We start from the raw sequence: 19,618 nt of genomic DNA on the forward strand, positions 1-19,618 counted from the left end.
TCCTTCTGCCACGACGGTCATCCGCCACCTCGAGGAAAGCGCCAGCATAGTTCCGAATTCGCGATCCTGCCGGGCGGAACGAGATCCCTCACCGCAGACGACGATGCGGCGGCCCCCGAGGGGTACCGCCGCATCGTGCTCGGCTGAAACTGCTCAGTTGCCGTAGGGGATCAGATGTCGAACCGGTCTGAGTTCATGACCTTGTCCCACGCCGCGACGAAGTTCTTGACGAACTTCTCCTTGGCGTCGTCGGAGGCATACACCTCGGCCAGGGCGCGCAGCTGGGAGTTCGAGCTGAACGCCAGGTCGACGCGGCTGCCGGTCCAGGTCTGCTCGCCGGTCGCGCGGTCGGTGCCGACGAAGACGTTCTCGTCGTCGGTCTTGGACCACTTGGTGGACATGTCGAGCAGGTTGACGAAGTAATCGTTCGTCAGCACGCCCGGCTTGTCGGTGAGTACTCCCAGTGCCGAGTTCTGGTAGTTCGCGCCGAGCACGCGCAGGCCGCCGATGAGCGCAGTCATCTCCGGTGCGCTCACGGTGAGCAGATTCGCCCGGTCGAGCAGCTTGAACTCGGCGGGCTGAGCGAGACCCTCACCGACGTAGTTGCGGAAACCGTCGGCGGTGGGCTCGAGGTAGGCGAACGACTCGACGTCGACGTCATCCTGCGCCACGTCGGTGCGGCCCGGCGTGAACGGTACGGAGACCTCGACTCCCGCATCGCGAGCGGCCTTCTCGATGGCGGCGACGCCACCGAGCACGACGAGGTCCGCGAAGGAGATCTTCGCGCCGGCCTCGCCGGTGAACGACTCGGCGATGTGCTCCAGCTTCGCGACGATGTCGGCGAGTTCGGCGGGCTCGTTGGCCTCCCAGCTCGCCTGTGGCTGCAGACGGAGGCGACCACCGTTGGCGCCACCGCGGAAGTCGCTGCCGCGGAACGACGATGCGGCAGCCCATGCGGTCTTCACCAGCTGCGAGACCGAGAGACCCGACTCCAGTAGAGAGGTCTTCAGGGCGGCGATGTCGGCATCGGAGACGAGCGGTCCCTCGTGCACCGGCACGTTGTCCTGCCAGTCGTAGGTGACCTCGGGGACCAGCGGGCCGCGGTAACGGATCGCGGGGCCCATGTCGCGGTGGAGCAGCTTGAACCAGGCCTTGGCGAACTCCTCGGCCAGCTCCTCCGGGTGATCCAGCCAGCGACGGGTGATCTTCCCGTACTCGGGGTCGAAACGAAGTGCGAGATCGCTGGTGAGCATCGAGGGGTGGGTCTTGCCGTCACCGAAGGCCATCGGCACGGTGCCGTCGCCGGCGCCGTCCTTGGGACGCCACTGGTTGGCGCCCGCCGGGCTCTTGTACAACTCCCACTCGTAGCCGTAGAGGGTCTCCAGGAAGGCGTTGTCCCACTGGGTCGGGGTCGGGTTCCAGGTGACCTCGAGGCCACTCGTGATGGTGTCGGCACCCTTCCCCTCGCCGTGCGAGCTGCGCCAGCCGAGACCCGCGTCCTCGAGTGCGGCGGCCTCCGGCTCGTGGCCGACCTGGCTCGCATCCCCGGCGCCGTGTGTCTTGCCGAAGGTGTGACCGCCGACGATCAATGCCGCGGCCTCGACGTCGTTCATCGCCATCCGGGCGAAGGTGTCCCGGATGTCGGCAGCCGACCCCAGGACGTCCGGATTGCCCTCGGGCCCTTCGGGATTGACGTAGATGAGACCCATCTGCACAGCGGCCAGCGGGTTCTCGAGTTCGCGGTCACCCGAGTACCGCTGATCGGCCAGCCATTCGAGCTCGGGACCCCAGTAGACGTCATCGGGCTCCCACTCGTCGACGCGGCCGAAGGCGAAGCCCGCGGTCTCGAGGCCCATCGACTCCAGCGCGACGTTCCCGGCGAAGACCAGCAGGTCTGCCCACGAGACGGCCTGGCCGTACTTCTTCTTGATCGGCCACAGCAGACGACGCGCCTTGTCGAGGTTCGCGTTGTCCGGCCAGCTGTTCAGAGGTGCGAAGCGCTGCATGCCGGCCCCGGCGCCGCCGCGTCCGTCCTGGACGCGGTAGGTGCCCGCCGCGTGCCACGACATGCGCACCATCAAGCCGCCGTAGTGGCCGAAGTCGGCGGGCCACCAGTCCTGCGAATCGGTCATCAGGGCGGTCAGGTCTGCCTTGAGGGCCTCGACGTCGAGGTCCTTGAGTGCCTCGTCGTAGTCGAAGTCGGCGTCGAGGGGATTCACGACATCCGGATTGTGCTGCAGGATCTTGAGATTCATCTGGTTCGGCCACCAGTCCCGGTTTCCGCCGCCCTCGGTGGGTTGCTTGGCCTTGCCGTGCATGACCGGGCAGCCACCGGCGGTGGGTTCGGTGTTGGCCTCGGCGATCGGCGGGTGTTCTTGCGCCATGTCATTCCTTTCGGGAAATGGTGATGGAGGTTGAGCGCAGCCGTGATCCCGCCCGGTCCACAGGTGTGGGCCGGCCGGTCAGGTGTGTTCGGATCTTCGGTGGTTCAGGCCTTGCAGTCGGGGCAGAAACCCCAGTAGACGACCTCGGCCTCGTCGATGACGAAACCGTGGTCGTTGGATGCGGTCAGGCACGGGGCGGCGCCGACTGCGCAGTCGACGTCCCCGATCGCACCGCATGAGCGGCAGACCACATGGTGGTGGTTGTCGCCGATACGGGACTCGTAGCGGGCCACGTGTCCCGACGGCTGGATCCGCCGGATAAGACCGGCAGATGTCAACGCGGCCAACACGTCATAGACCGTCTGCTGGGAGACGTCGGCGAGTTCGGCTCTCGTCGAACCGAGCACGGTGTCGGTGTCGGCGTGGGGGTGTGCATGCACCGCGCGCATGACCGCGACCCGCGGACGGGTGACGCGGAGTCGAGCCGCGCGCAGCTGGTTGGCGCAGTCGTCGTCGGTGAGCATGTGGACGAGTATGCACCCGTTTCTGGAACTGTTCAAGTTTAGGCTCGGCGATGTACCGGATGGCAAACAGTCGGAGACGTAGGATCGGCTCATGTGGAACCGACATCCTGCCGGTCGCGGGTGATCTGATGTCCCGCTACGACGAGATCGTCGACGAGCTCTACGGTCTGACGCCGGACGTGTTCGTGAAGCGGCGAAACGAGATCGCCAAGGAGGTCAAAGCCGACGGTGAAACCTCTCTGGCGAAGGACATCTCGAAGCTGCGCAGGCCGACGCAGGCCGCCTGGGCGATCAATCAGTGGGTGCGCGCCAATCCCGATGACTGCGACCAGGTGACCGCGCTGGCCGCGGACCTGTCTGCGGCGCAACGACGTTCGGCGGCCGACACGATGCGGGAACTGTCCCGCCGCCGCCAGGAGCTGATCAACTCCTCCGCCGACGGTGTGGCCGGCACCGCCTCCTCGCTCGGAGTGCAGCTGTCCGACAGTGCGGTTCGCGAGGTCGCCACGACGCTGCGCGCCGCGATCGCCGACGCCGAGATCCTGGCCGACCTCCGACACGGACTCCTCGTCACCTCGGCCGAGTACAGCGGATTCGGTCCCGCAGGGGTCTTCGTCGTGCCCGACCCGCCGGCCGAGTCGAAGCGCAAGGGCGGACACAGCCACGATGCCGAACCGGAGAATGTCGACACGGGTTCGGCTGACGAGACCGAGGGCAGTGATGAGGACGCCGAGGTCAGGCGTGAACTCGAGGCGCGGATCGCCCGGGCCGAGGATGATGAACAGTCCGCGCGGAAGAGCCTCGGCGACGCGTCTTCCGCGGTGGACGAGGCGTCCTCGGAGGTCGACGAACTCGTCGCCGAGGCACGGGACCTTCGCGTGCAGTTGTCCCGGGTCGAGGACTCGCTGCGCTTCGCACGTCAGCGATTGTCGACCGCCGAGGAGGGCCGCTCGGAGGCCAAGGTCGCACTTCGCGATGCGGTCGCCGAGGCGAACAAGCTGAGAGCGGCGCTCGCCGATCTCTGAGTGTTCAGATCAACCGCAACGAATCGTCTCGTCGCAGCACGAAGAAGTACGGCGCCGGTGAGCCCTTGAGGTCCATGGCGCCGATGACCGAAGCGTCGGAGAGACGGTGGAAGACATCGTTGATCGGCAGCTGGTCGTAGACCATGGTCGCGGTGTCGGCGCCGCGATAACGCGTGGTGCGCAGCCGTGCGCGCGCCTTCCGGGTCTGGCTGAGCAATCGGGTGGCGGCGATCGGTGTCGCGAAGGACATCGCCTTCACCTGGGGCGTCTTCTCTGCCACGGAGAGACCACTGAAGGCGATCGCCGGGTTCATCGCCCAGAGCGCGGTGTGGTCGCGGGTGGGGAAGAGCAGCGGGTGGACGGTCTCGGCGTCGACGAACTGCTTGCCCCACCAGCCGCTGGCGGCGAGAAACCCGTCGAGGGGATGACCGGTCGGCAGCTCCGCCCCACGCCAGGTGCCGATCATGAACTCCGGGTCGATCGCGTCGCAGGAGTCGAACAGATCGAGTGCCTCGGCGGTGTCGGTGGGGATGGTGGTCAGGATCTCGCGCACGTCCATGTCGCCGATCCTACGGCCAAAGACACAAATAGAGAAGAATGTCGCAATGTCAGGAGGTCGAACCTGCGGGAACTCCGCGCGGGGCGTCGTTGCCGTCGGGTTGGGAGGTGAGCCACGCGACCGCGAAGGCCCCCGCGATCGCCCCGGCGAAACCGACGTAGGCGAGCCACCCGAGTCCGTCGACGGCACGGTCGCCGAGGAACAGGACGCCGATCACCGACGGAATCCCGACCTCGCCCACCACGAGCACCGCGGTGACGGCGTTGACCGGACCGAGTTGGAGCGCGACGGTCTGCACGTAGAACGCGAGTGCGCCGGCGAGGGCGATGGTCCAGGCCGCCGGGTCGGTCAGGAGGGCTGCGGGGTCGAACGGGTGCACGCCGTCGAGGACGCGCACCGCCACCGCGAGGGCGCCGTACATCGCGCCGGCGAGCGCGCCCGCGAGGATCGCGCCGCGCCGTCCGAGTAGGCGGACGACGATCAGGCCGACGCCCGCGACCACCGTCGACACGATGAAGAGAGCCCAGTGAAAGGTCATGTCGTGGGCGGTTCTGGCCTCGTGTGACGCCGACGCGCCTAGCATGCAGAGCGATGCCACGACGACACCCATCGCGGCCAGATCCCGGCCTCGGAGCTTCGTACCGAGGAGCACGCTGCCGAGAAGCGCGGTGACGATCAGATTCCCGGCGACGATCGTCTGGGCTAGGAAGAGCGGGAGCAGTCGAGCGGCGACGGCCCCGCCGGCGAAACCGAGGATCACCATGAGGGTGCCGACGATGAAGGCGGGGTCGCGGAAGGTGTCGAGGGTCGAGCGCAACGACGGCCCGCCCTCGGCCGTGACCCCTGCGGCGTCGGGCCCGGCGGCGTTTCGGGCGCCGAGCGCGCGAAGGACCGTCGACAGTCCATAGGCCACCGCGGCAAGCGATGCCGCCACTATTCCGATCGTGAACACCGTATGAAGGTATAGGTCCTCGTGGCCCGATGCCCGGATTCCGCGCCCGGCCGGTGCGGCCGTCGCGCCGGAATAGTCGCCGACCGTGGGCAGTTGGCCAGATCATGACCAGCTCTGAGTATGACCCGCGCGACCTTCTCGCCGAAGCACGTCTCGGCGTTCTCGCCACCATCAAGTCCTCCGGCCTCCCGCAACTGTCGCCGGTGACCCCGTTCTACGACCGCGACGCGGACACGATCTACGTGTCGATGACCGAGGGGCGGGCCAAGACGGTCAACCTCCGCCGCGATCCGCGCGCGGCGCTGGAGGTCACCGGACCCGACCGTTACACCTGGGCCACCGCCGAAGGGGACGTCACGCTGATCGGCCCGGGCACCGACCCCCACGGCCCCGAGGTGGAGGCACTGGTCGACTACTACCGGAAGGCCGCCGGCGAGCACCCGGACTGGGATGAGTACCGCGGGGTGATGGTGTCGGATCGTCGCGTGTTGATGGTGATGTCGGTCAAGCGCGTGTACGGCGAGCGGCTGCGCTGATCCCCCGCGGGGCTTTTTCTCCGCGATGAGGACCGTGGCTGTCCTCGTTGTGGGCCACAGTGGAGGTATGAGCAGAGAGATCCAGGTGACGTTCGACTGTGCTGATCCCGCGGCCCTCGCCGCGTTCTGGGCCGAGGTGCTCGGCTACCGGATCCAGGCGCCGCCTGCGGGATTCGACACCTGGGACGCCGCGCTGGAGGCGATGGGCATACCGGAGGAACGCCGGAACGATGCGTCGGCGGTGATCGACCCCGACGGTCGCGGTCCGCGGATCTTCTTCCAGCGCGTTCCGGAGGGCAAGACCGCGAAGAACCGGGTACACCTCGACGTCCGAGCGGCTCCGGGCCTCGCCGGCGACGACCGTATGGCGTCCCACGAAGCCGAGGCGGCACGACTCGTCGTACTCGGTGCGACGCGGGTCCGGCGCGTCGAGCCCGAACCTCCGCTCGGCGCCGGGCACATCGTCATGCTGGACCCCGAGGGAAACGAATTCTGCTTGGACTGACCGCATCTCGTAGAGAACGACGGCGTTATGTCCCCACGTTCTCTACCGATTCCCGACCCGTCATCGGAAGGTCGCACGCCAGGTGGAGGGTGCCGTTCAGGTCGGGTTGCTCGAAGGTGACCCGTGCGTCCCGACCGTCGACGATCAGGGACGCGATGGTGTTGCCGAACAGCGGGCCCACCTCGCTGTGCCATCGGACCGGGAGCTCCGGTGAACCGCGGAAGCTCGCCCAGCGCCGGACGACCCGCGCGATGCGCGGCGACCAGCCGAGGCGGAACACGGACTTCATGTACGGGGGAATGGCGTTGTGCACCGGCGAGCACACCAGTTGGAACACGGTCGCGCTCGTGGGTTCGTCGAATTCGGCTCGTGCGGCGTAGCTGTGGTGGACGTCGCCCGACAAGACGCTGACGGTCGCCGGTCCGGTCGTCTCGGTGCCGAGCCGGGCGACATCGCTGATCATCCGACTCAATCGGGTGAAGGAATCGAAGAAGGCCGGCCAGTGCTCCAGGTCGGCGCCCTGCCGGATCTTCTCGGCCACTGTGCCGACCCAGCCGTCGTGCCGGGCCCCGATCTCGTCGAGGGTCTCGACGTCGCTGAGGACCGGCGGGAGCAGCCACGGCAACGACGACCCGAGCACCAGATGGTCCACCGACTCGATGTCGTCCTTCACCTGGCGCTCGACCCAATCGAATTCCGTGTCGCTCACCATCTTTCGTGCGCCACCGGCGAGGATGCGGCCGTTGCGGGAGTCGATCATCGTCAGTCGGGTCGCACCGAGGTCCCAGCGGAAGCTGAACCGGACCCCCTTGACGCCGTCTGTTTCGGCGTCGGCACGGTCGGCGAGGTCGACCAGATGCGACCAGCAATCCCCGTCGATGTCCTTCACCGTGCGGTAGTCCTCGGAGGCGGCCAGCTCGGCGGGCGACAGGTTGCCCAGGTGCTGGTACACCCAGTACGACGCGAGGCCGGCCCGGATCCGGTCGCGCCACCACGGTTCGTCCTCCATCTCGCGGCGCCAGGCGTCCGAGGTGTTCCAGTCGTCGCGGATGTCGTGATCGTCGAAGATCATCGCGGTCGGGACGGTGGACAGGATCCAGCGGATCTCCGGGTCGCCCCAGGTGTGCCGGTAGAGACCCTCGTACTCCTGAAAGCTCACCACCTCGTCGGACGGGCCGGTGGTCGCGGTTCTGGTCGCCTCGAGTTTCTCCTTGACCTGTGGGGTCAGCTCATCGGCATACACCTGGTCGCCGAGCAGGATGAGCGTGTCCGGCCACGCCGCGACCGGCAGATGGCGCATCCGCACGGCGTAGCAGTCCAACGCGTCGACACCGAGCTCCCGGTCGATCTTCGGGTCATCGGCCCGGGGATATCGGCAGGACCCGAAGACGAACCGGTGATGACGGGCGGACGCGGGACCGCGGGTGCGGATGACACTGGGCGGGAAGGTCGAATCCGGTAGAGGCCACTCCCGCGAACCGTCGACGGTCACCGTGTACTCCGTCACGGTGTCCGGGACCAGTCCCGTGATCTCGACCAGTGCGTAGTGGTTTCCGAGCACCTCGAAGGTGCGCGTTCGGCTCCCGTGGATCTCGACCTCTGCCGGGGCATCGGTCTGGACCCATACCAGCGCAGATGTCTCGTCGACGTGCCGCAGAATCGGTCCGAGTACCAAGGCCATCGACCCAGCGTAAGCCGTGCGCCCCTCGGTCGTGCCGGTCTCCGCCGACGTGGTCCGGGAACGTGTCCGGTGGCCGGCGTCGTAGGCTGACGAACGGATCCACCGGGCGAGGGCGAGGGTGAGTTGATGACGAGCGGTGACGACCTGGACGCGACCGTCGCAGAGGTACTCGCCGAGCTGGCCGAACTCGAGGACCCGAGGATCCGTGCGGTCAACGAGAAGCACGGCGACGACCACGGGGTGAACCTGACCAAGCTGCGGGCCGTCGCCAAACGACTCAAGACCCAGCACGACCTGGCACTCGCGCTGTGGGCCACCGGCGACACCGCGGCCCGGCTGGTCGCGCTGCTCATCTGTCGACCCAAGACCTTCGACGCCGCGCAGCTCGACACGATGGTCCGCGAAGCCGCACGCCCCAAGGTGCACGACTGGCTGATCAACTACGCGGTGAAGAAGAACGGGCACAAGGAGGAGCTGCGTCTCGCGTGGATGGACGACACCGACGAGGCGGCGCTCAGCGCCGGATGGGCGCTCACGACCGAGCGGGTGGCCAAGAAGCCCGACGGTCTCGACCTGGTCGAGCTGCTCGACACCATCGAGGGCGGCATGAAGGACGCACCCGAACGCCTGAAGTGGGCAATGAACACCTGCCTTGCGACCATCGGCATCGAGCACCCCGAACACCGCACTCGCGCAATCGGAATCGGCGAGCGACTGAGGGTGTTCGAGGACTACCCGACATCGCCGGGATGCATTTCGCCGTACGCGCCGGTCTGGATCACGGAGATGGTTGCACGGCAGGAGGCCTGAGGCGTGCTCAGGCGGGCTGAGGACCACACGGGTCGGTATGCAGTGCTCTATCCCGCCATCGCGGAGGCCGCCCGGCGCCACGACGCCGAGTACATCGGCCTGATCGATGTCGGACGGCCCCTCGGACTCAATCTCAACGTCGACCGTGTGGGGATCTCCTACGGCGGCGATCAGTATCTGGGCGACGCATCGTCGCCGGTGCAGGTGGACTGCTCGGTGGTGGGCGGCGGTCGAGTACCGAGGACACCACTGCCGGAGGTCGATGAACGAATGATCCTCGACCGTGCGCCGCTCGACGCCCGAGACCCCGGCGACCGTGACCGGATCCGGCAGGCCGTCGCGGACGGGTCTGTTCTGGACGCCGAGATCGGTCTGGCGAAAGCGGCTTCGCCGGAACGCATCTCGGCAGATCCGATCACCGCGCTTCCAGAGGCGGTCACGAGTGTCCCGGATCGTGCTCTGCCCGTCGTCCTCACGACGTGGTCGCTGTCGCGGTACTCGCCGGAGAGGCGACGCCGTTTCGTCCACGCGATGGGGGAGGCCTCCGCCGCACGGAGAGTGGCCTGGGTGTCCGTGGAGGGAGTCGGTGTCGCCCCGACCATTCCGACTCTCGGGGACCGTCCGGCGTCGGGGCACAGCATCATCGGCATCACCGTCTTCGAGCCATCAGCGACACTGTTGCACTCCGACGTCGTCGGCGACGCGCTCGGTCGGTGCTGGTCCCGGGGAAAGCTGTTGTGCTGGTTCGCCTGACGGTGCACGGCCCGACCCGATCATCCCATCCGCCCCCTCGGCATCTGATCGGCGGTCTGTCCGCTCGAGAGTCGCCACTGCGATCGACATCGCCGCGATCGCCGCGGCCACCACGAATGCGACGGCGTAACTCGCGGCGGTGATGATCGCGCCGAGGGTGGTGGCACCCACGGCCTGCCCGAACATCAAAGCGATGAACAGCAGCGCGGTGCCGGCCGCGGACCGAGAGGCGTCGATGGTCGAGGTCCAGGCGATGAGTTCCGACGTCGACGAGGTGAATCCCCACCCGAACATCAGGCAACCGGCGAGCGCGACGGCCATCTGTCCCGGAGCTGCGGCGACGAGGAGGATGCCGACCGTCATCGTCGAGCCGCTGAAGATCCACGCAGACGTCGCGGTCCACTTCGCCAGCGGGATCGCGGATCCGGCCACGGCTGCGCCGCCGACCCCGATCATGATCCACGCGACGATCGTGCCGCGCTGCGACGAGCCCCCGGTGTCGACGAGGATCGCGCGGCCGTAGGTCCACATGGCGCTCGACGCCACACCCAACAGGACTGCGGCTGTCAGAGCCGTTCGGTGCCGACGGACCCAGTCGACGGACAGGGCATCTCGTTGCTCATCCCGATCGGCCGAACCGGGCCTGTCGGCCGTCAGGAGAGCGATCGTGATGAACACGGTGATCACGCCGATGACCGCCCAGGTCAGCCGCCATCCGGGAAGGAAGAGCAGGGCCAGCAGGCCGGCGCCGACGAGGCCGGGGCCGGTGCCGGAGTTGACCATCGACTGCCCCCGGTCGATACGTTCAGCGGCGAGGTTGCGCCTGACGACACTCACCATCGCCGGGGACGCCAGCCCGGCCCCCACCGAGGCGATCACGGCGGAGATGCCGAAGACGACCAGGTTCGCGGCCGCGGCCATGCCCCAGACGCCGCCGGCCGCGGTCGCCGTGGCGATGACGATCAACATGCGTGGGCACCGTCGCCCGAACAGGAAGCCGCACAGCGCGGCGAGGCAATAGACCAGGGATGACCCTGCGGAGATGTATCCCGCCCGGGCCGAGTCGAGGGCCAGGTCTGTCTGGATGTCGGGCAGGAACAGCCCGTACGCGAGTCGCACGAGCCCGTAGGTCGCCGCGATGAACGCGATCCCGGTCACCACGACCAGTCCCTCGCGCTGCAAGCCAAACGAAAACGTGCGTTTCATATTTTCGATACTAGGCTGACGACCATGCCGATGCGCAAGAGCTCAGAGGAAAAACTGCTCGACGCAGTTGACGACCTGGTGTTCTCGCGCGGGATCGAGACGACGCCGGTCGACGCCATCCTCGCGCGTGCGGGCGTGTCGGCCGCGACGCTGTACCGCGGCTACCGCAGCAAGGAGGCGCTCGTCGCCGCCTCGCTCGAACGACGCCACGCACGGTGGCGCGAGACATGGGGGAACGCGATCGCCGCCGCGCCCGACGACGAGGGCCGACTGCTCGCCATCTTCGACGCCATCGACGAGTTCGCCGCACGGCCGGACGGCGCGCGGTGGTGCGCGTTCCTCGGCACCGCGGCCGAGATGTCCGACCCGCCGGCCGAGATCGCCGAGGCAGTCAGACGAGACACTGACTACATGCGAGACACCCTGCGCGACCTCGCCGTTCGATTGCCGTGCCCGGACCCGGACCGCCTCGCCGAACAGATTCTTGTCGTCGTCACCGGCGAACTTGCGATGCGACTGCGGGACAACCCGTTACGCAAGTCGGCTCTCGGTCGGGACATCGCCGGAACGCTCGTCACGATCGCGTGCACATCTGTCACCGGTTGAGTGCCTGTCGGCGTACCGCGATTCGCGTACGGGCGTCCGATCATCGGAAGTACGAGGCGTACTTGCTGTAAGGCACCTGGCCGTTGGGGCTGGCCTTGATCGCGGCGGCCACCGGTGGCGGGATGGGGGCCCAGTAGGCGGGCATCGCGGCGGCGAGTGAGGGTTTGACGATGTAGAGGAGTGCGAAGTTCACGATCCAGAGTGGGGGAGCCATCGACATGCCGACGGTGCTGGTCACTCCGGCCTTCGTGTTCGTCACCAACTGCGCGGTTCCCGACATCTGTTGCGCGACAAACCCGAAAGGGACCTCGATGGTGTACGCCGACCGATAGAGAGCGACCAGGGTGTCGAGTGCTCCGTTGTTCCGCAGCCAGGTGCCGACGTAACCGCCGGGGGCGATCAGTGAATTGACCTGTCGCGTCGGTGCACTCGCATTCGCCGGACTCTGCAGCATGCCCTGCTTGTTCACGTACAGGCCGTAGCTGCCGACGACGGAGTCGCCGGTCATCGGGCGCCCCTTGGTGTTGGTCAGGATGAGCAGGCAGGCGTCGATGATCTTCGCGGCATCACGGCTGCCGCCGATCCCGCCGCCGGTGAGGAGCGCGCGGTATTGCTGTTCGGACAGGGCGTCTTTCGGCGACAGGCCGATGGCGGCGGCCACCCGATTGGCGGCCGCGAGACCGAGCGGTTGGTTCAATTGCGCCGGGTTGGTGAGCTTGGGTGGTGCGACGCGCTCGAAGGCCGGGGCCCCCGAGAACGGGAGATCGAAACCGGTCGGGCGCGCCGGGGCCGCAGTCGCTTTCGGGGCGATCCCGACCGTGAGAACAACCGCTGCAGCCAGTGCGAGGACCACGGCAACGGGCCCGGATCGCAGCCGCACGCCCGGGTGACGGTGACGGGGAGAGACCTCGATATGCATGTTGGACCTGCCAATCGCGCCGACCTGTGAGAGTTGGCTCAGTGAAACCCGTGGTCACCGAGGTGTCAATAGTCCGCGCGGCCGACAGCGTCGACGAGAAAGGCCGCCGGTTCGCGGGTGAGCTCGCGAGCCGGCGGCCGGTCCGGGGTCAGATCAAGCCGAGAGCCAGCATCGCGTCGGCGACCTGAGTGAAGCCCGCGATGTTCGCGCCCATCACATAGTTGCCGGGAACGCCGTACTCCTCGGCGGTGTGCAGGCAGTGATCGTGAATGGAGGTCATGATCTCGGAGAGGCGCTCCTCGGTGTAACCGAAGCTCCACGAGTCGCGAGATGCGTTCTGCTGCATCTCGAGTGCGCTCGTCGCCACGCCGCCGGCGTTCGCCGCCTTACCGGGTGCGAAGCTGACGCCCGCTTCGCCGAAGATGCGCACGGCCTCGGGGGTGCAGGGCATGTTGGCGCCCTCGGCGACGATGCGGACACCGTTCTTGACGAGCTGTGCGGCGTCGGACCCGTTCAGCTCGTTCTGCGTCGCACACGGGATCGCGATGTCCGTGGGCACGTTCCACAGCGAGCCGTTGGTGACAAGCCGTGCCGAGGGCCGGGCGTTCACATAGTCACCGATGCGACCCCGCTGGACGTTCTTGATCTCCTTGAGGAGCTCCAGGTCGATGCCGGCTTCGTCGACGACGTACCCACTCGAATCCGAGCAGGCGACGACGCGGCCACCGAGTTGTTGGATCTTCTCGATGGCGAAGATGGCGACGTTGCCCGAGCCGGAGACGACGACCGTCTTGCCGTCGAGCTTGTCGTCGGCTGCGGCGAGCATGTCGCGGACGAAGAAGACCGCGCCGTACCCGGTGGCCTCGGTGCGCACCTGTGAACCGCCCCAGGCGAGTCCCTTGCCGGTCAGGACGCCGGATTCGTACCGGTTGGTGATGCGTTTGTACTGGCCGAACAGGTAACCGATCTCGCGGCCGCCCACGCCGATGTCGCCGGCGGGGACGTCGGTGTACTCACCGATGTGGCGGTAGAGCTCGGTCATGAAGGACTGGCAGAACCGCATGATCTCGAGATCCGACTTGCCCTTGGGGTCGAAGTCGGAACCGCCCTTGCCGCCACCGATCGGCAGCCCGGTCAGTGCGTTCTTGAAGATCTGCTCGAAGCCGAGGAACTTGACCACGCCGAGGTAGACGCTGGGGTGGAAGCGCAAGCCGCCCTTGTACGGGCCGAGTGCCGAGTTGAACTCGACGCGGAATCCTCGGTTGATCTGTACCTGGTTCTGATCGTCGATCCACGGCACGCGGAAGATGATCTGCCGCTCGGGTTCGGTCAGACGCTTGATGATGCCGGCGTCGGCGTAGTGCGGGTGCTTGGCCAGGACGGGTCCGAGGCTGTCGAAGACCTCACGAACGGCCTGGTGGAACTCGGCCTCTCCGGGGTTGCGCGCAACCACCTGTTCGTACAGATCGCTGATCTTCTCGTCGAGCACGGCCACGGCGGCCACCACTTCCTTGTTCGATTCGTGCGGAACGGCGGTGCCCTCCGAATCGGGTCACCGCCACCCCGCAGCCTATCGAGTGACAGGAAACATGTGTGAATCCGTTCGACGCCGCGCCCAGGCGACGATCGCCGTGATATCCCTGGCGGAACGCTCCGATGTGCTCATCACGAGATAGAAAGTCGAGGTCAGGGCGTTTCCGTTGACGGCTGCCTCGTAAGCGGCGGCGCGTGCGACGTGTCGGGCACGTTCTCGTGCGATCTCGGTCTCATCGGGTGTCGATAATTCGGCGACCACCAGCAAGCCGAGCCGGCGGGCGTTCGACGCGGCGATCGACACCGCGTCTATCAGTTCGTCCTCCTGTTGTCGTTCGAGTCGACGGCCCCGCCAGTCCCACCACCTGCGCCGCGGCCGTGGTGCGCGGCCCAGCACGGCGATACACGACTTCGCCCCGGCCGACATGCGTCGCTCCGGAACGGTGTCGCGGGTGTCGGCGCGGACCCGCGGGCCACCGGACCCGGGGTCCACGATCTCGATGTTCAGCCCTCGGTCGCGGAGGGTTCGGCACAGCCTGGTGGTCAGCGCGCCCGGTCGGCCGATGACGACCACCTCGGCTGTCGCCGTCGGGTTACGAGCCGGCGGTCGGCTCGTCGGGACCTCGGCCGACCCCACGACGGTTCTCACCGGGGCACCGCCGGACGACCGCGACCCCGGATGCACCGCCACGTCGCGTCAGAGAAGCTCGATTCGGTGGTCTTTCACCGCGACCGTGCTCTCCTGCCCGTTCGGCAGCTGGTAGGTCCGGACATCGCCGACGTCGGCACCCAGCACCGCGCGGCCGAGCGGCGAGTCGGGCGAACACACGTCCATACCCACCAGGGCGTACTGCTCCGGAGCTCCCACCAGAAAGGTGGTGACGTCGGCTGGATCGTGATCGAACACAACGGTGACGACCGAACCGACCTGGACGGTGCCGTCTGCTGACGGTTCGGCATCTGCCGTGGACAACGCGGCGTACAGCTGCGCCAGACGCCGGTCGAGCGATTCGAGACGCTCCAGGGCGCGATGGTAGGCGTCGTTGTTGTCCAGATCGCCGGCGGCGCGATGGTCGAGGACCTCGGCGCTGACGACGGCTCGATCGCGAATCTCGGCGGCCAGCTGACGCTCGAGCAGATCTCGGGTCAGGGGCGTTGTCGGGACAGGTGCTGCGGTGGTCATCGTTGCTTCCTCTGCTTCGGTGGCGAGACGCCGGCGTCAGGACGTCGCGATCAGGGACCTTGCGCGGAGCTCGAGCATCGGGTGGCGAGCCGCGATCTCCGCGCGTGAGATGTGGTCCGGGTCGGTGCTGAGGGTGAGAATCCAGGGCACCGACTCAGCCGCTCCGCCCGGCGGCGAATCGACTCCCGAATCCGAGTCCCAGGGGTCGAGCTCGAGGTCGGCGAGAATGTCCCGCGACAGGCTCTCCAGCTTCGACTCCGTCAGCCGGCCCGAAGGATCTGCGAAGGCGAAGCAGATGTCCTTGCCCACCGGCACTCCGAAGTCGTCGACGTCGTTTTCCCGATGCCACTGCCGACGCAGGAGTCGGGAGTCGGAATCCTCGACGACAAGCGAGTACTTCACCGTTTTCGGAAAAGCGTTGAATGCGCGTGAAGACGCTTGATCGAGAAACTTTCTCACCCGACTCTTCGATGCGCAGATCCGGATACGACACTCCATGACAACCGCTTGCACGGCGACTCTTCCTTCCACTGAAAACCGGCCGGTCGGGCCGGTGACACGGACTCTAGCCGAAAAAAATATAAAAGCCAGTCGGCTTCGTGCATGGGCCTGCGCCACCGCGAAAGGGACTGTGGTGCAGGATATTAAGAGACGAGCCACACCGCCTGAGGTGTGCGGAGCGGTAGAGACGGGCCGCGATGTGCGGCGACTGGACTTTTATTTTTTCTGGGCTATGGTCACGGAGGTGAGTGGGTCTCCAACCTCACTTCATCATTCATGTCAGCGAGGAATCATGGCAGAAAAGAATTCCAGTTCGAAGAAACGCCGCCAAGAATTGAAATTGCGGCGCGAGAAAAAGCGTGCGAGCGAAGACAGCTCGATCATCCGAAAACGGAAGAATGTGGGATGACGTGGAACAGAACACGCATCTCGCAGAGGTCCTCACCTATCTTCACGACCGTTTCTCGACGCTGGCCGCGGTCGAGCGGCCGCAGACCGAGCTGCTTCGTGGATTCCGGGCGGGCATGACATTCGCTCGCGTCTGCGTCCTCGACGAGATCACGACCGAGTCTCTCCGTCCCGACGCGTTCGTCGGCGCAGCTGTGCTCTCAGGGGGTCTGCGCCGGGACTTCGACATCATCCAGGGACTCCTGGATCGACTCGAGCGGGAGGGTCGATGGGCCGCCGACGCCGACGACAGTGAGTTCCGGGTCGGTCACCACGCCGCGTTGGGAATCGCCCGCCATCACCTCGAGGTGGCTCGCCGGACACTCGACCTCCGGCAAGCACCGGCCGGAGTGCATCGGCCGGTCCGCAGCCGATCCCGCCGGGCTGCTCTCACCGCCGGTTAGTCACACCCTGTGCGTGGGACCGGGCGCGACGAGCCCGGTCCCACGCACAGCTCTGGGCAGACCCTGTCAGCGTGGAACGCCGAGTCCCTTGGCGATGGTCGGCCACGCGCGGTGGAGGTCCTCGTTCCAGTAGCCCCAGGAGTGCAGGCCGGATCTGAAGTCGTAGGTGACCTTGACGCCCGCGGCATCAGCGCGGCGCTTGAAACTCTGCGTGCACTGGAGGACCACACCTTCGAGGACACCTCCCACCGGGGAGGCGAGGCCGGCGATTCCCAGCGACGGATCGGGCAGTCCATTGCCGACGGCGACGTAGACCGGCTTGCCCTTCAGCACGTTCACGTGAGCGGCCGGATTGTGGTCGTCCCACGTCGAGTGGCCCACCGGGCCCCACATGTTGTCGGGGTTGCCGCCTCGGGTCGACACCGACGCGGCAGTGGCCTGACGGTACTCGGGTGAACCCTGGTCGAGGCAGCCGCTGAACGCCGCAACACCGCGATAGAGGTCGGGATGGCGGACGGCGATCGACATCGCGCCCAGCGCGCCCATCGACAGTCCGCCGATGACATTCCGGCCGTTCCCGTTGAAGCGTTTGTCGATCAGCGGGGGCAGTTCCTTGGTCAGGAACGTCTCCCATTTGTTCCGTCCCAGAACAGGATCCGGCCTCTGCCAGTCGGTGTAGTAAGCGGCCATCCCGCCGATCGGCATGACCACGTTGACCGGCTTGTCCGCCACGAACTTCACGATGTCGGTCTGGAACGTCCAGCCGCTCTGCGTGTAGTTGGTGTAGATGCCGCCGTCGATCCCGTCGAGGAGGTACAGAGTCGGGCGGGGTTTCTCACGGTCTCGGGGGAGTAGCACGCTGACACGAACGGGTCGCTCCATCGCGGCCGAATAGACCGTCACGGTCGAACGCGTCGGCGTCGTCGGTGACACGGACAGCACGCGCGACACCTCACGACTCGACCTGTCGCTCGGCGCCGCGGCGACCGACCCCCCGACGGCCAGACTTCCGGTCACGGCGACGGTACCCGCGCATGCGAGTACGACGGCTCTCTGCCAGATCGACATTTCTCCCCCTACTGCTTTCCGACGGTGCGCCCCCACGCTCCGCGTCGGCGATATCCGCTCAATCATGTACTAGACGCCGCCGACCCGCCGAGGTTTGGGGAGAGTGTCTGCGCGTCCGCCACCTGCGTTTCACCGAATTTGGTCCGAACGGAGGAGCGCGGCGTGGCGAGCGGGCCCGCGGTGCTCGTGTTTGCGCCGAGATCGCGCGGGTACCCGTTCGAGACTCGGGCTGCGCCCCATCGCGTGGGCCCATCAACGCAGCCGACCAGAACCACCGACATCGGAAGGACGGTTCTCTGTGAGCACCTACGTCACCGCGAATCCCACCACAGGCGTCACGGATCGCGAGTTCCCCGGACTCGCCGACAACGAGATCGACGGACTCGCGGCACGGTCGCTCGAAGCCTTCGAGAGCTGGCGACGCACCGACGTCGCGCAGCGTGCGGCCATCCTGTCCCGGACCGCGGACCTGTACGAGAAGCGCGCCGACGAACTGGCGTCGACGATCACGACCGAGATGGGCAAGCCGGCCAAGGAGGCGGCAGGTGAGGTGCAACTCGCCGCCGACATCTACCGCTGGTACGCCGAACACGGCCCAGACCTCCTGGTCAGCGAGGAACTGGATCCCCAGGGCGCCGAGTCGTCGATCGTCCAGACGGCGCCGATCGGACCGCTGGTCGGTGTGATGCCGTGGAACTACCCGTACTACCAGGTGGCCCGATTCGCTGCTCCGAACCTGCTGGCCGGTAACACCGTCATCCTCAAGCATGCGTCGATCTGCGCGGCATCGTCGGCGTTGATGGCCGAGATCCTGCACGATGCCGGTGCACCCGACGACGTGTATGCGAACGTGTACGCGAGCAGTGACCAGGTCGCAGAGCTCCTGGCCCATCCCGCCATCCGCGGGGTGTCGCTGACCGGTAGCGAGGGCGCCGGCGCAGCCGTGGCCAAGGTCGCCGCCGAGAACCTCAAGAAGTCGGTCCTCGAGCTGGGCGGCTCGGACCCGTTCATCCTGCTCGACTCCGCCGACATGGACCGAACCACCACTATCGCTGCGCGGGCCCGCCTGTCGAATGCGGGACAGGCCTGCAACTCGCCCAAGCGGTTCATCGTGCTCGAGGAGCTCTACGACGACTTCGTGCACGGGCTCGTCGAGAAGTTCGAGGCGACGAAGGTGGGGGATCCGGGTGACTCGTCCACGCGTATGGGACCACTGTCGTCGATCTCGGCACGCGACACCGTCGCCGACCAGGTCAAGACCGCGGTCGACCAGGGTGCGACGCTACGGACCGGTGGCGCTGCGATCGATCGCGACGGCGCTTTCTTCCAGCCGACCGTGCTGACCGACATCACGCCGGACATGGACGCCTATTCCGAGGAGATCTTCGGACCGGTGGCCATGGTCTACAAGGTGTCGTCAGCGGACGAGGCCGTTGCGTTGGCCAATGACGTGGAGTTCGGTCTCAGTGGGTCGGTGTGGAGCACCGACACCGCGAAGGCCGAGGAGGTCGCCGACCGGCTCGAGGTGGGCATGGCCTACGTGAACGAGCACGGCACCACGCTGCCGGGCCTGCCGTTCGGCGGCGTCAAGCGTTCGGGTTACGGCCGTGAACTCGGACGCTGGGGCCTGGGCGAATTCGTCAACACCAAGCTGCGGCGCACGGCAGCGAAGTAGGTCACCGGGACTCGCGGAAGTTTGGACAAGACCGGGGGTTCCTGTAAGCGCCCCGGCCTCTGGTTCAACAAGCGGGTTACAGCACCGCGTGAACGTGAGCCCGAGACTATCAGGTGGATCCGTCTTGCGACGAATCCGCGATCGGGCGCTCATCGCACCGAGCGGTTGACCCTCACCTCGACATCCTCGGGGTCGAGGGTCTTCTGCTCGCCCGACACCACCCCGACGCGAACCGGACTGTGGGACGCGTCGGTGACCGTGAGCGGTGCGCCGTCGGGCTGGAGATGGTCATTGCCCCACTGCCAGAGCGACATGACAACCGGGAAGAGATCCCGGCCCATGTCGGT

General features: G+C 67.0%; 20 protein-coding genes and 1 pseudogene. 8 read left to right on the top strand and 13 right to left on the bottom strand.

Annotation, left to right across the window (positions count from 1 at the left end):
• Nucleotides 1–170: 170 nt before the first annotated feature.
• Together katG and OK17_RS11300 are read right to left on the bottom strand one after the other, a co-directional pair.
• Nucleotides 171–2,384, bottom strand: coding sequence for a catalase/peroxidase HPI (gene katG / locus OK17_RS11295; protein ID WP_461417494.1), 2,214 nt, complete (start codon nt 2,382–2,384; stop codon nt 171–173).
• A 104-nt stretch (nt 2,385–2,488) separates the two neighbouring features.
• Complete coding sequence (locus tag OK17_RS11300) at nt 2,489–2,908, bottom strand: Fur family transcriptional regulator (RefSeq protein ID WP_461417495.1); 420 nt, start codon at nt 2,906–2,908, stop codon at nt 2,489–2,491.
• Nucleotides 2,909–3,036: 128 nt separating this feature from the next.
• Here OK17_RS11300 and OK17_RS11305 point away from each other — a divergent pair, with 128 nt between their 5' ends.
• Entirely contained in the window at nt 3,037–3,933 is an 897-nt protein-coding gene (locus tag OK17_RS11305; protein WP_461417496.1) for a hypothetical protein, read from the top strand.
• A gap of 4 nt (nt 3,934–3,937) precedes the next feature.
• On the opposite strand, the gene OK17_RS11310 is transcribed toward OK17_RS11305, so the two are convergent.
• Nucleotides 3,938–4,492, bottom strand: a complete 555-nt coding sequence (locus tag OK17_RS11310; protein WP_461417497.1) for a DUF4334 domain-containing protein — start codon at nt 4,490–4,492, stop codon at nt 3,938–3,940.
• Nucleotides 4,493–4,541: 49 nt separating this feature from the next.
• A complete protein-coding gene (locus OK17_RS11315; protein WP_461417498.1) occupies nt 4,542–5,426 on the bottom strand; it encodes a hypothetical protein in 885 nt (294 codons plus the stop codon).
• Between the two features lie 122 nt (nt 5,427–5,548).
• On the opposite strand from OK17_RS11315, the gene OK17_RS11320 reads away from it, so the two are divergent.
• Both OK17_RS11320 and OK17_RS11325 read left to right on the top strand, forming a co-directional pair.
• Nucleotides 5,549–5,980 (top strand): PPOX class F420-dependent oxidoreductase, encoded by a 432-nt coding sequence (locus OK17_RS11320; RefSeq protein WP_232715385.1) that lies wholly within the window; start codon nt 5,549–5,551, stop codon nt 5,978–5,980.
• Between the two features lie 67 nt (nt 5,981–6,047).
• Nucleotides 6,048–6,485 carry a VOC family protein gene (locus OK17_RS11325; protein WP_232715384.1) on the top strand — a complete coding sequence of 146 codons (438 nt, stop codon included), beginning with the start codon at nt 6,048–6,050 and terminating at the stop codon, nt 6,483–6,485.
• Nucleotides 6,486–6,510: 25 nt separating this feature from the next.
• Here OK17_RS11325 and OK17_RS11330 read toward each other — a convergent pair whose 3' ends face one another.
• Nucleotides 6,511–8,166, bottom strand: a complete 1,656-nt coding sequence (locus OK17_RS11330) for an alkaline phosphatase D family protein (RefSeq protein WP_461417499.1) — start codon at nt 8,164–8,166, stop codon at nt 6,511–6,513.
• Between the two features lie 126 nt (nt 8,167–8,292).
• On the opposite strand from OK17_RS11330, the gene OK17_RS11335 reads away from it, so the two are divergent.
• Both OK17_RS11335 and OK17_RS11340 read left to right on the top strand, forming a co-directional pair.
• A complete protein-coding gene (locus tag OK17_RS11335; RefSeq protein ID WP_232715382.1) occupies nt 8,293–8,976 on the top strand; it encodes a DNA alkylation repair protein in 684 nt (227 codons plus the stop codon).
• A gap of 3 nt (nt 8,977–8,979) precedes the next feature.
• Entirely contained in the window at nt 8,980–9,729 is a 750-nt protein-coding gene (locus OK17_RS11340; RefSeq protein WP_232715381.1) for a DUF2332 family protein, read from the top strand.
• Here the strand turns inward: OK17_RS11340 and OK17_RS11345 are convergent.
• Complete coding sequence (locus OK17_RS11345) at nt 9,643–10,935, bottom strand: MFS transporter (RefSeq protein WP_232715380.1); 1,293 nt, start codon at nt 10,933–10,935, stop codon at nt 9,643–9,645. The two genes, OK17_RS11340 and OK17_RS11345, sit on opposite strands and share 87 nt — an antisense overlap.
• 24 nt (nt 10,936–10,959) lie before the next feature.
• Between OK17_RS11345 and OK17_RS11350 the strand changes: the two genes are divergently transcribed.
• Nucleotides 10,960–11,541 (top strand): TetR/AcrR family transcriptional regulator, encoded by a 582-nt coding sequence (locus OK17_RS11350; RefSeq protein WP_232715379.1) that lies wholly within the window; start codon nt 10,960–10,962, stop codon nt 11,539–11,541.
• A 40-nt stretch (nt 11,542–11,581) separates the two neighbouring features.
• Here the strand turns inward: OK17_RS11350 and OK17_RS11355 are convergent, their stop codons facing one another.
• The 5 genes from OK17_RS11355 to OK17_RS11375 form a co-directional block, all read right to left on the bottom strand.
• Nucleotides 11,582–12,460: a hypothetical protein gene (locus OK17_RS11355; RefSeq protein WP_461417500.1), complete on the bottom strand. Its 879-nt coding sequence runs from the start codon at nt 12,458–12,460 to the stop codon at nt 11,582–11,584.
• Nucleotides 12,461–12,608: 148 nt separating this feature from the next.
• On the bottom strand, nt 12,609–13,967 hold the full coding sequence (gene gdhA, locus OK17_RS11360; protein WP_232715377.1) for an NADP-specific glutamate dehydrogenase: 1,359 nt from the start codon (nt 13,965–13,967) through the stop codon (nt 12,609–12,611).
• Nucleotides 13,968–14,030: 63 nt separating this feature from the next.
• Complete coding sequence (locus tag OK17_RS11365) at nt 14,031–14,642, bottom strand: hypothetical protein (RefSeq protein ID WP_461417501.1); 612 nt, start codon at nt 14,640–14,642, stop codon at nt 14,031–14,033.
• A 48-nt stretch (nt 14,643–14,690) separates the two neighbouring features.
• Nucleotides 14,691–15,176: a GreA/GreB family elongation factor gene (locus tag OK17_RS11370; RefSeq protein ID WP_232715375.1), complete on the bottom strand. Its 486-nt coding sequence runs from the start codon at nt 15,174–15,176 to the stop codon at nt 14,691–14,693.
• A 36-nt stretch (nt 15,177–15,212) separates the two neighbouring features.
• Entirely contained in the window at nt 15,213–15,578 is a 366-nt protein-coding gene (locus tag OK17_RS11375; RefSeq protein ID WP_167330262.1) for a hypothetical protein, read from the bottom strand.
• Nucleotides 15,579–16,087: 509 nt separating this feature from the next.
• Here OK17_RS11375 and OK17_RS11380 point away from each other — a divergent pair.
• Nucleotides 16,088–16,528: a hypothetical protein gene (locus OK17_RS11380; protein ID WP_461417502.1), complete on the top strand. Its 441-nt coding sequence runs from the start codon at nt 16,088–16,090 to the stop codon at nt 16,526–16,528.
• Between the two features lie 66 nt (nt 16,529–16,594).
• On the opposite strand, the gene OK17_RS11385 is transcribed toward OK17_RS11380, so the two are convergent.
• Nucleotides 16,595–17,596 carry an alpha/beta hydrolase gene (locus OK17_RS11385; RefSeq protein WP_232715373.1) on the bottom strand — a complete coding sequence of 334 codons (1,002 nt, stop codon included), beginning with the start codon at nt 17,594–17,596 and terminating at the stop codon, nt 16,595–16,597.
• 298 nt (nt 17,597–17,894) lie between these two features.
• On the opposite strand from OK17_RS11385, the gene OK17_RS11390 reads away from it, so the two are divergent.
• The gene (locus OK17_RS11390) at nt 17,895–19,271 is read left to right on the top strand and encodes an NAD-dependent succinate-semialdehyde dehydrogenase (RefSeq protein WP_232715372.1); all 1,377 of its coding nucleotides are present in this window, start codon (nt 17,895–17,897) and stop codon (nt 19,269–19,271) included.
• Between the two features lie 149 nt (nt 19,272–19,420).
• On the opposite strand, the pseudogene OK17_RS11395 reads toward OK17_RS11390, so the two are convergent.
• A pseudogene (locus OK17_RS11395) lies at nt 19,421–19,618 on the bottom strand (winged helix-turn-helix transcriptional regulator); the annotation flags it as partial.

It is taken from the genome of Gordonia sp. GN26 (assembly GCF_054823965.1).

Excerpts from the sequence above, each read along its gene's own strand:
- OK17_RS11370 (WP_232715375.1), bottom strand. The coding sequence starts at position 15,176 with ATGACCACCGCAGCACCTGTCCCGACAACGCCCCTGACCCGAGATCTG.
- OK17_RS11330 (WP_461417499.1), bottom strand. The coding sequence starts at position 8,166 with ATGGCCTTGGTACTCGGACCGATTCTGCGGCACGTCGACGAGACATCT.
- OK17_RS11355 (WP_461417500.1), bottom strand. The coding sequence starts at position 12,460 with ATGCATATCGAGGTCTCTCCCCGTCACCGTCACCCGGGCGTGCGGCTG.
- OK17_RS11335 (WP_232715382.1), top strand. The coding sequence starts at position 8,293 with ATGACGAGCGGTGACGACCTGGACGCGACCGTCGCAGAGGTACTCGCC.
- OK17_RS11325 (WP_232715384.1), top strand. The coding sequence starts at position 6,048 with ATGAGCAGAGAGATCCAGGTGACGTTCGACTGTGCTGATCCCGCGGCC.
- katG (WP_461417494.1), bottom strand. The coding sequence starts at position 2,384 with ATGGCGCAAGAACACCCGCCGATCGCCGAGGCCAACACCGAACCCACC.
- OK17_RS11310 (WP_461417497.1), bottom strand. The coding sequence starts at position 4,492 with ATGGACGTGCGCGAGATCCTGACCACCATCCCCACCGACACCGCCGAG.
- OK17_RS11385 (WP_232715373.1), bottom strand. The coding sequence starts at position 17,596 with ATGTCGATCTGGCAGAGAGCCGTCGTACTCGCATGCGCGGGTACCGTC.
- OK17_RS11320 (WP_232715385.1), top strand. The coding sequence starts at position 5,549 with ATGACCAGCTCTGAGTATGACCCGCGCGACCTTCTCGCCGAAGCACGT.
- OK17_RS11300 (WP_461417495.1), bottom strand. The coding sequence starts at position 2,908 with ATGCTCACCGACGACGACTGCGCCAACCAGCTGCGCGCGGCTCGACTC.
- OK17_RS11305 (WP_461417496.1), top strand. The coding sequence starts at position 3,037 with ATGTCCCGCTACGACGAGATCGTCGACGAGCTCTACGGTCTGACGCCG.
- OK17_RS11350 (WP_232715379.1), top strand. The coding sequence starts at position 10,960 with ATGCCGATGCGCAAGAGCTCAGAGGAAAAACTGCTCGACGCAGTTGAC.
- OK17_RS11345 (WP_232715380.1), bottom strand. The coding sequence starts at position 10,935 with ATGAAACGCACGTTTTCGTTTGGCTTGCAGCGCGAGGGACTGGTCGTG.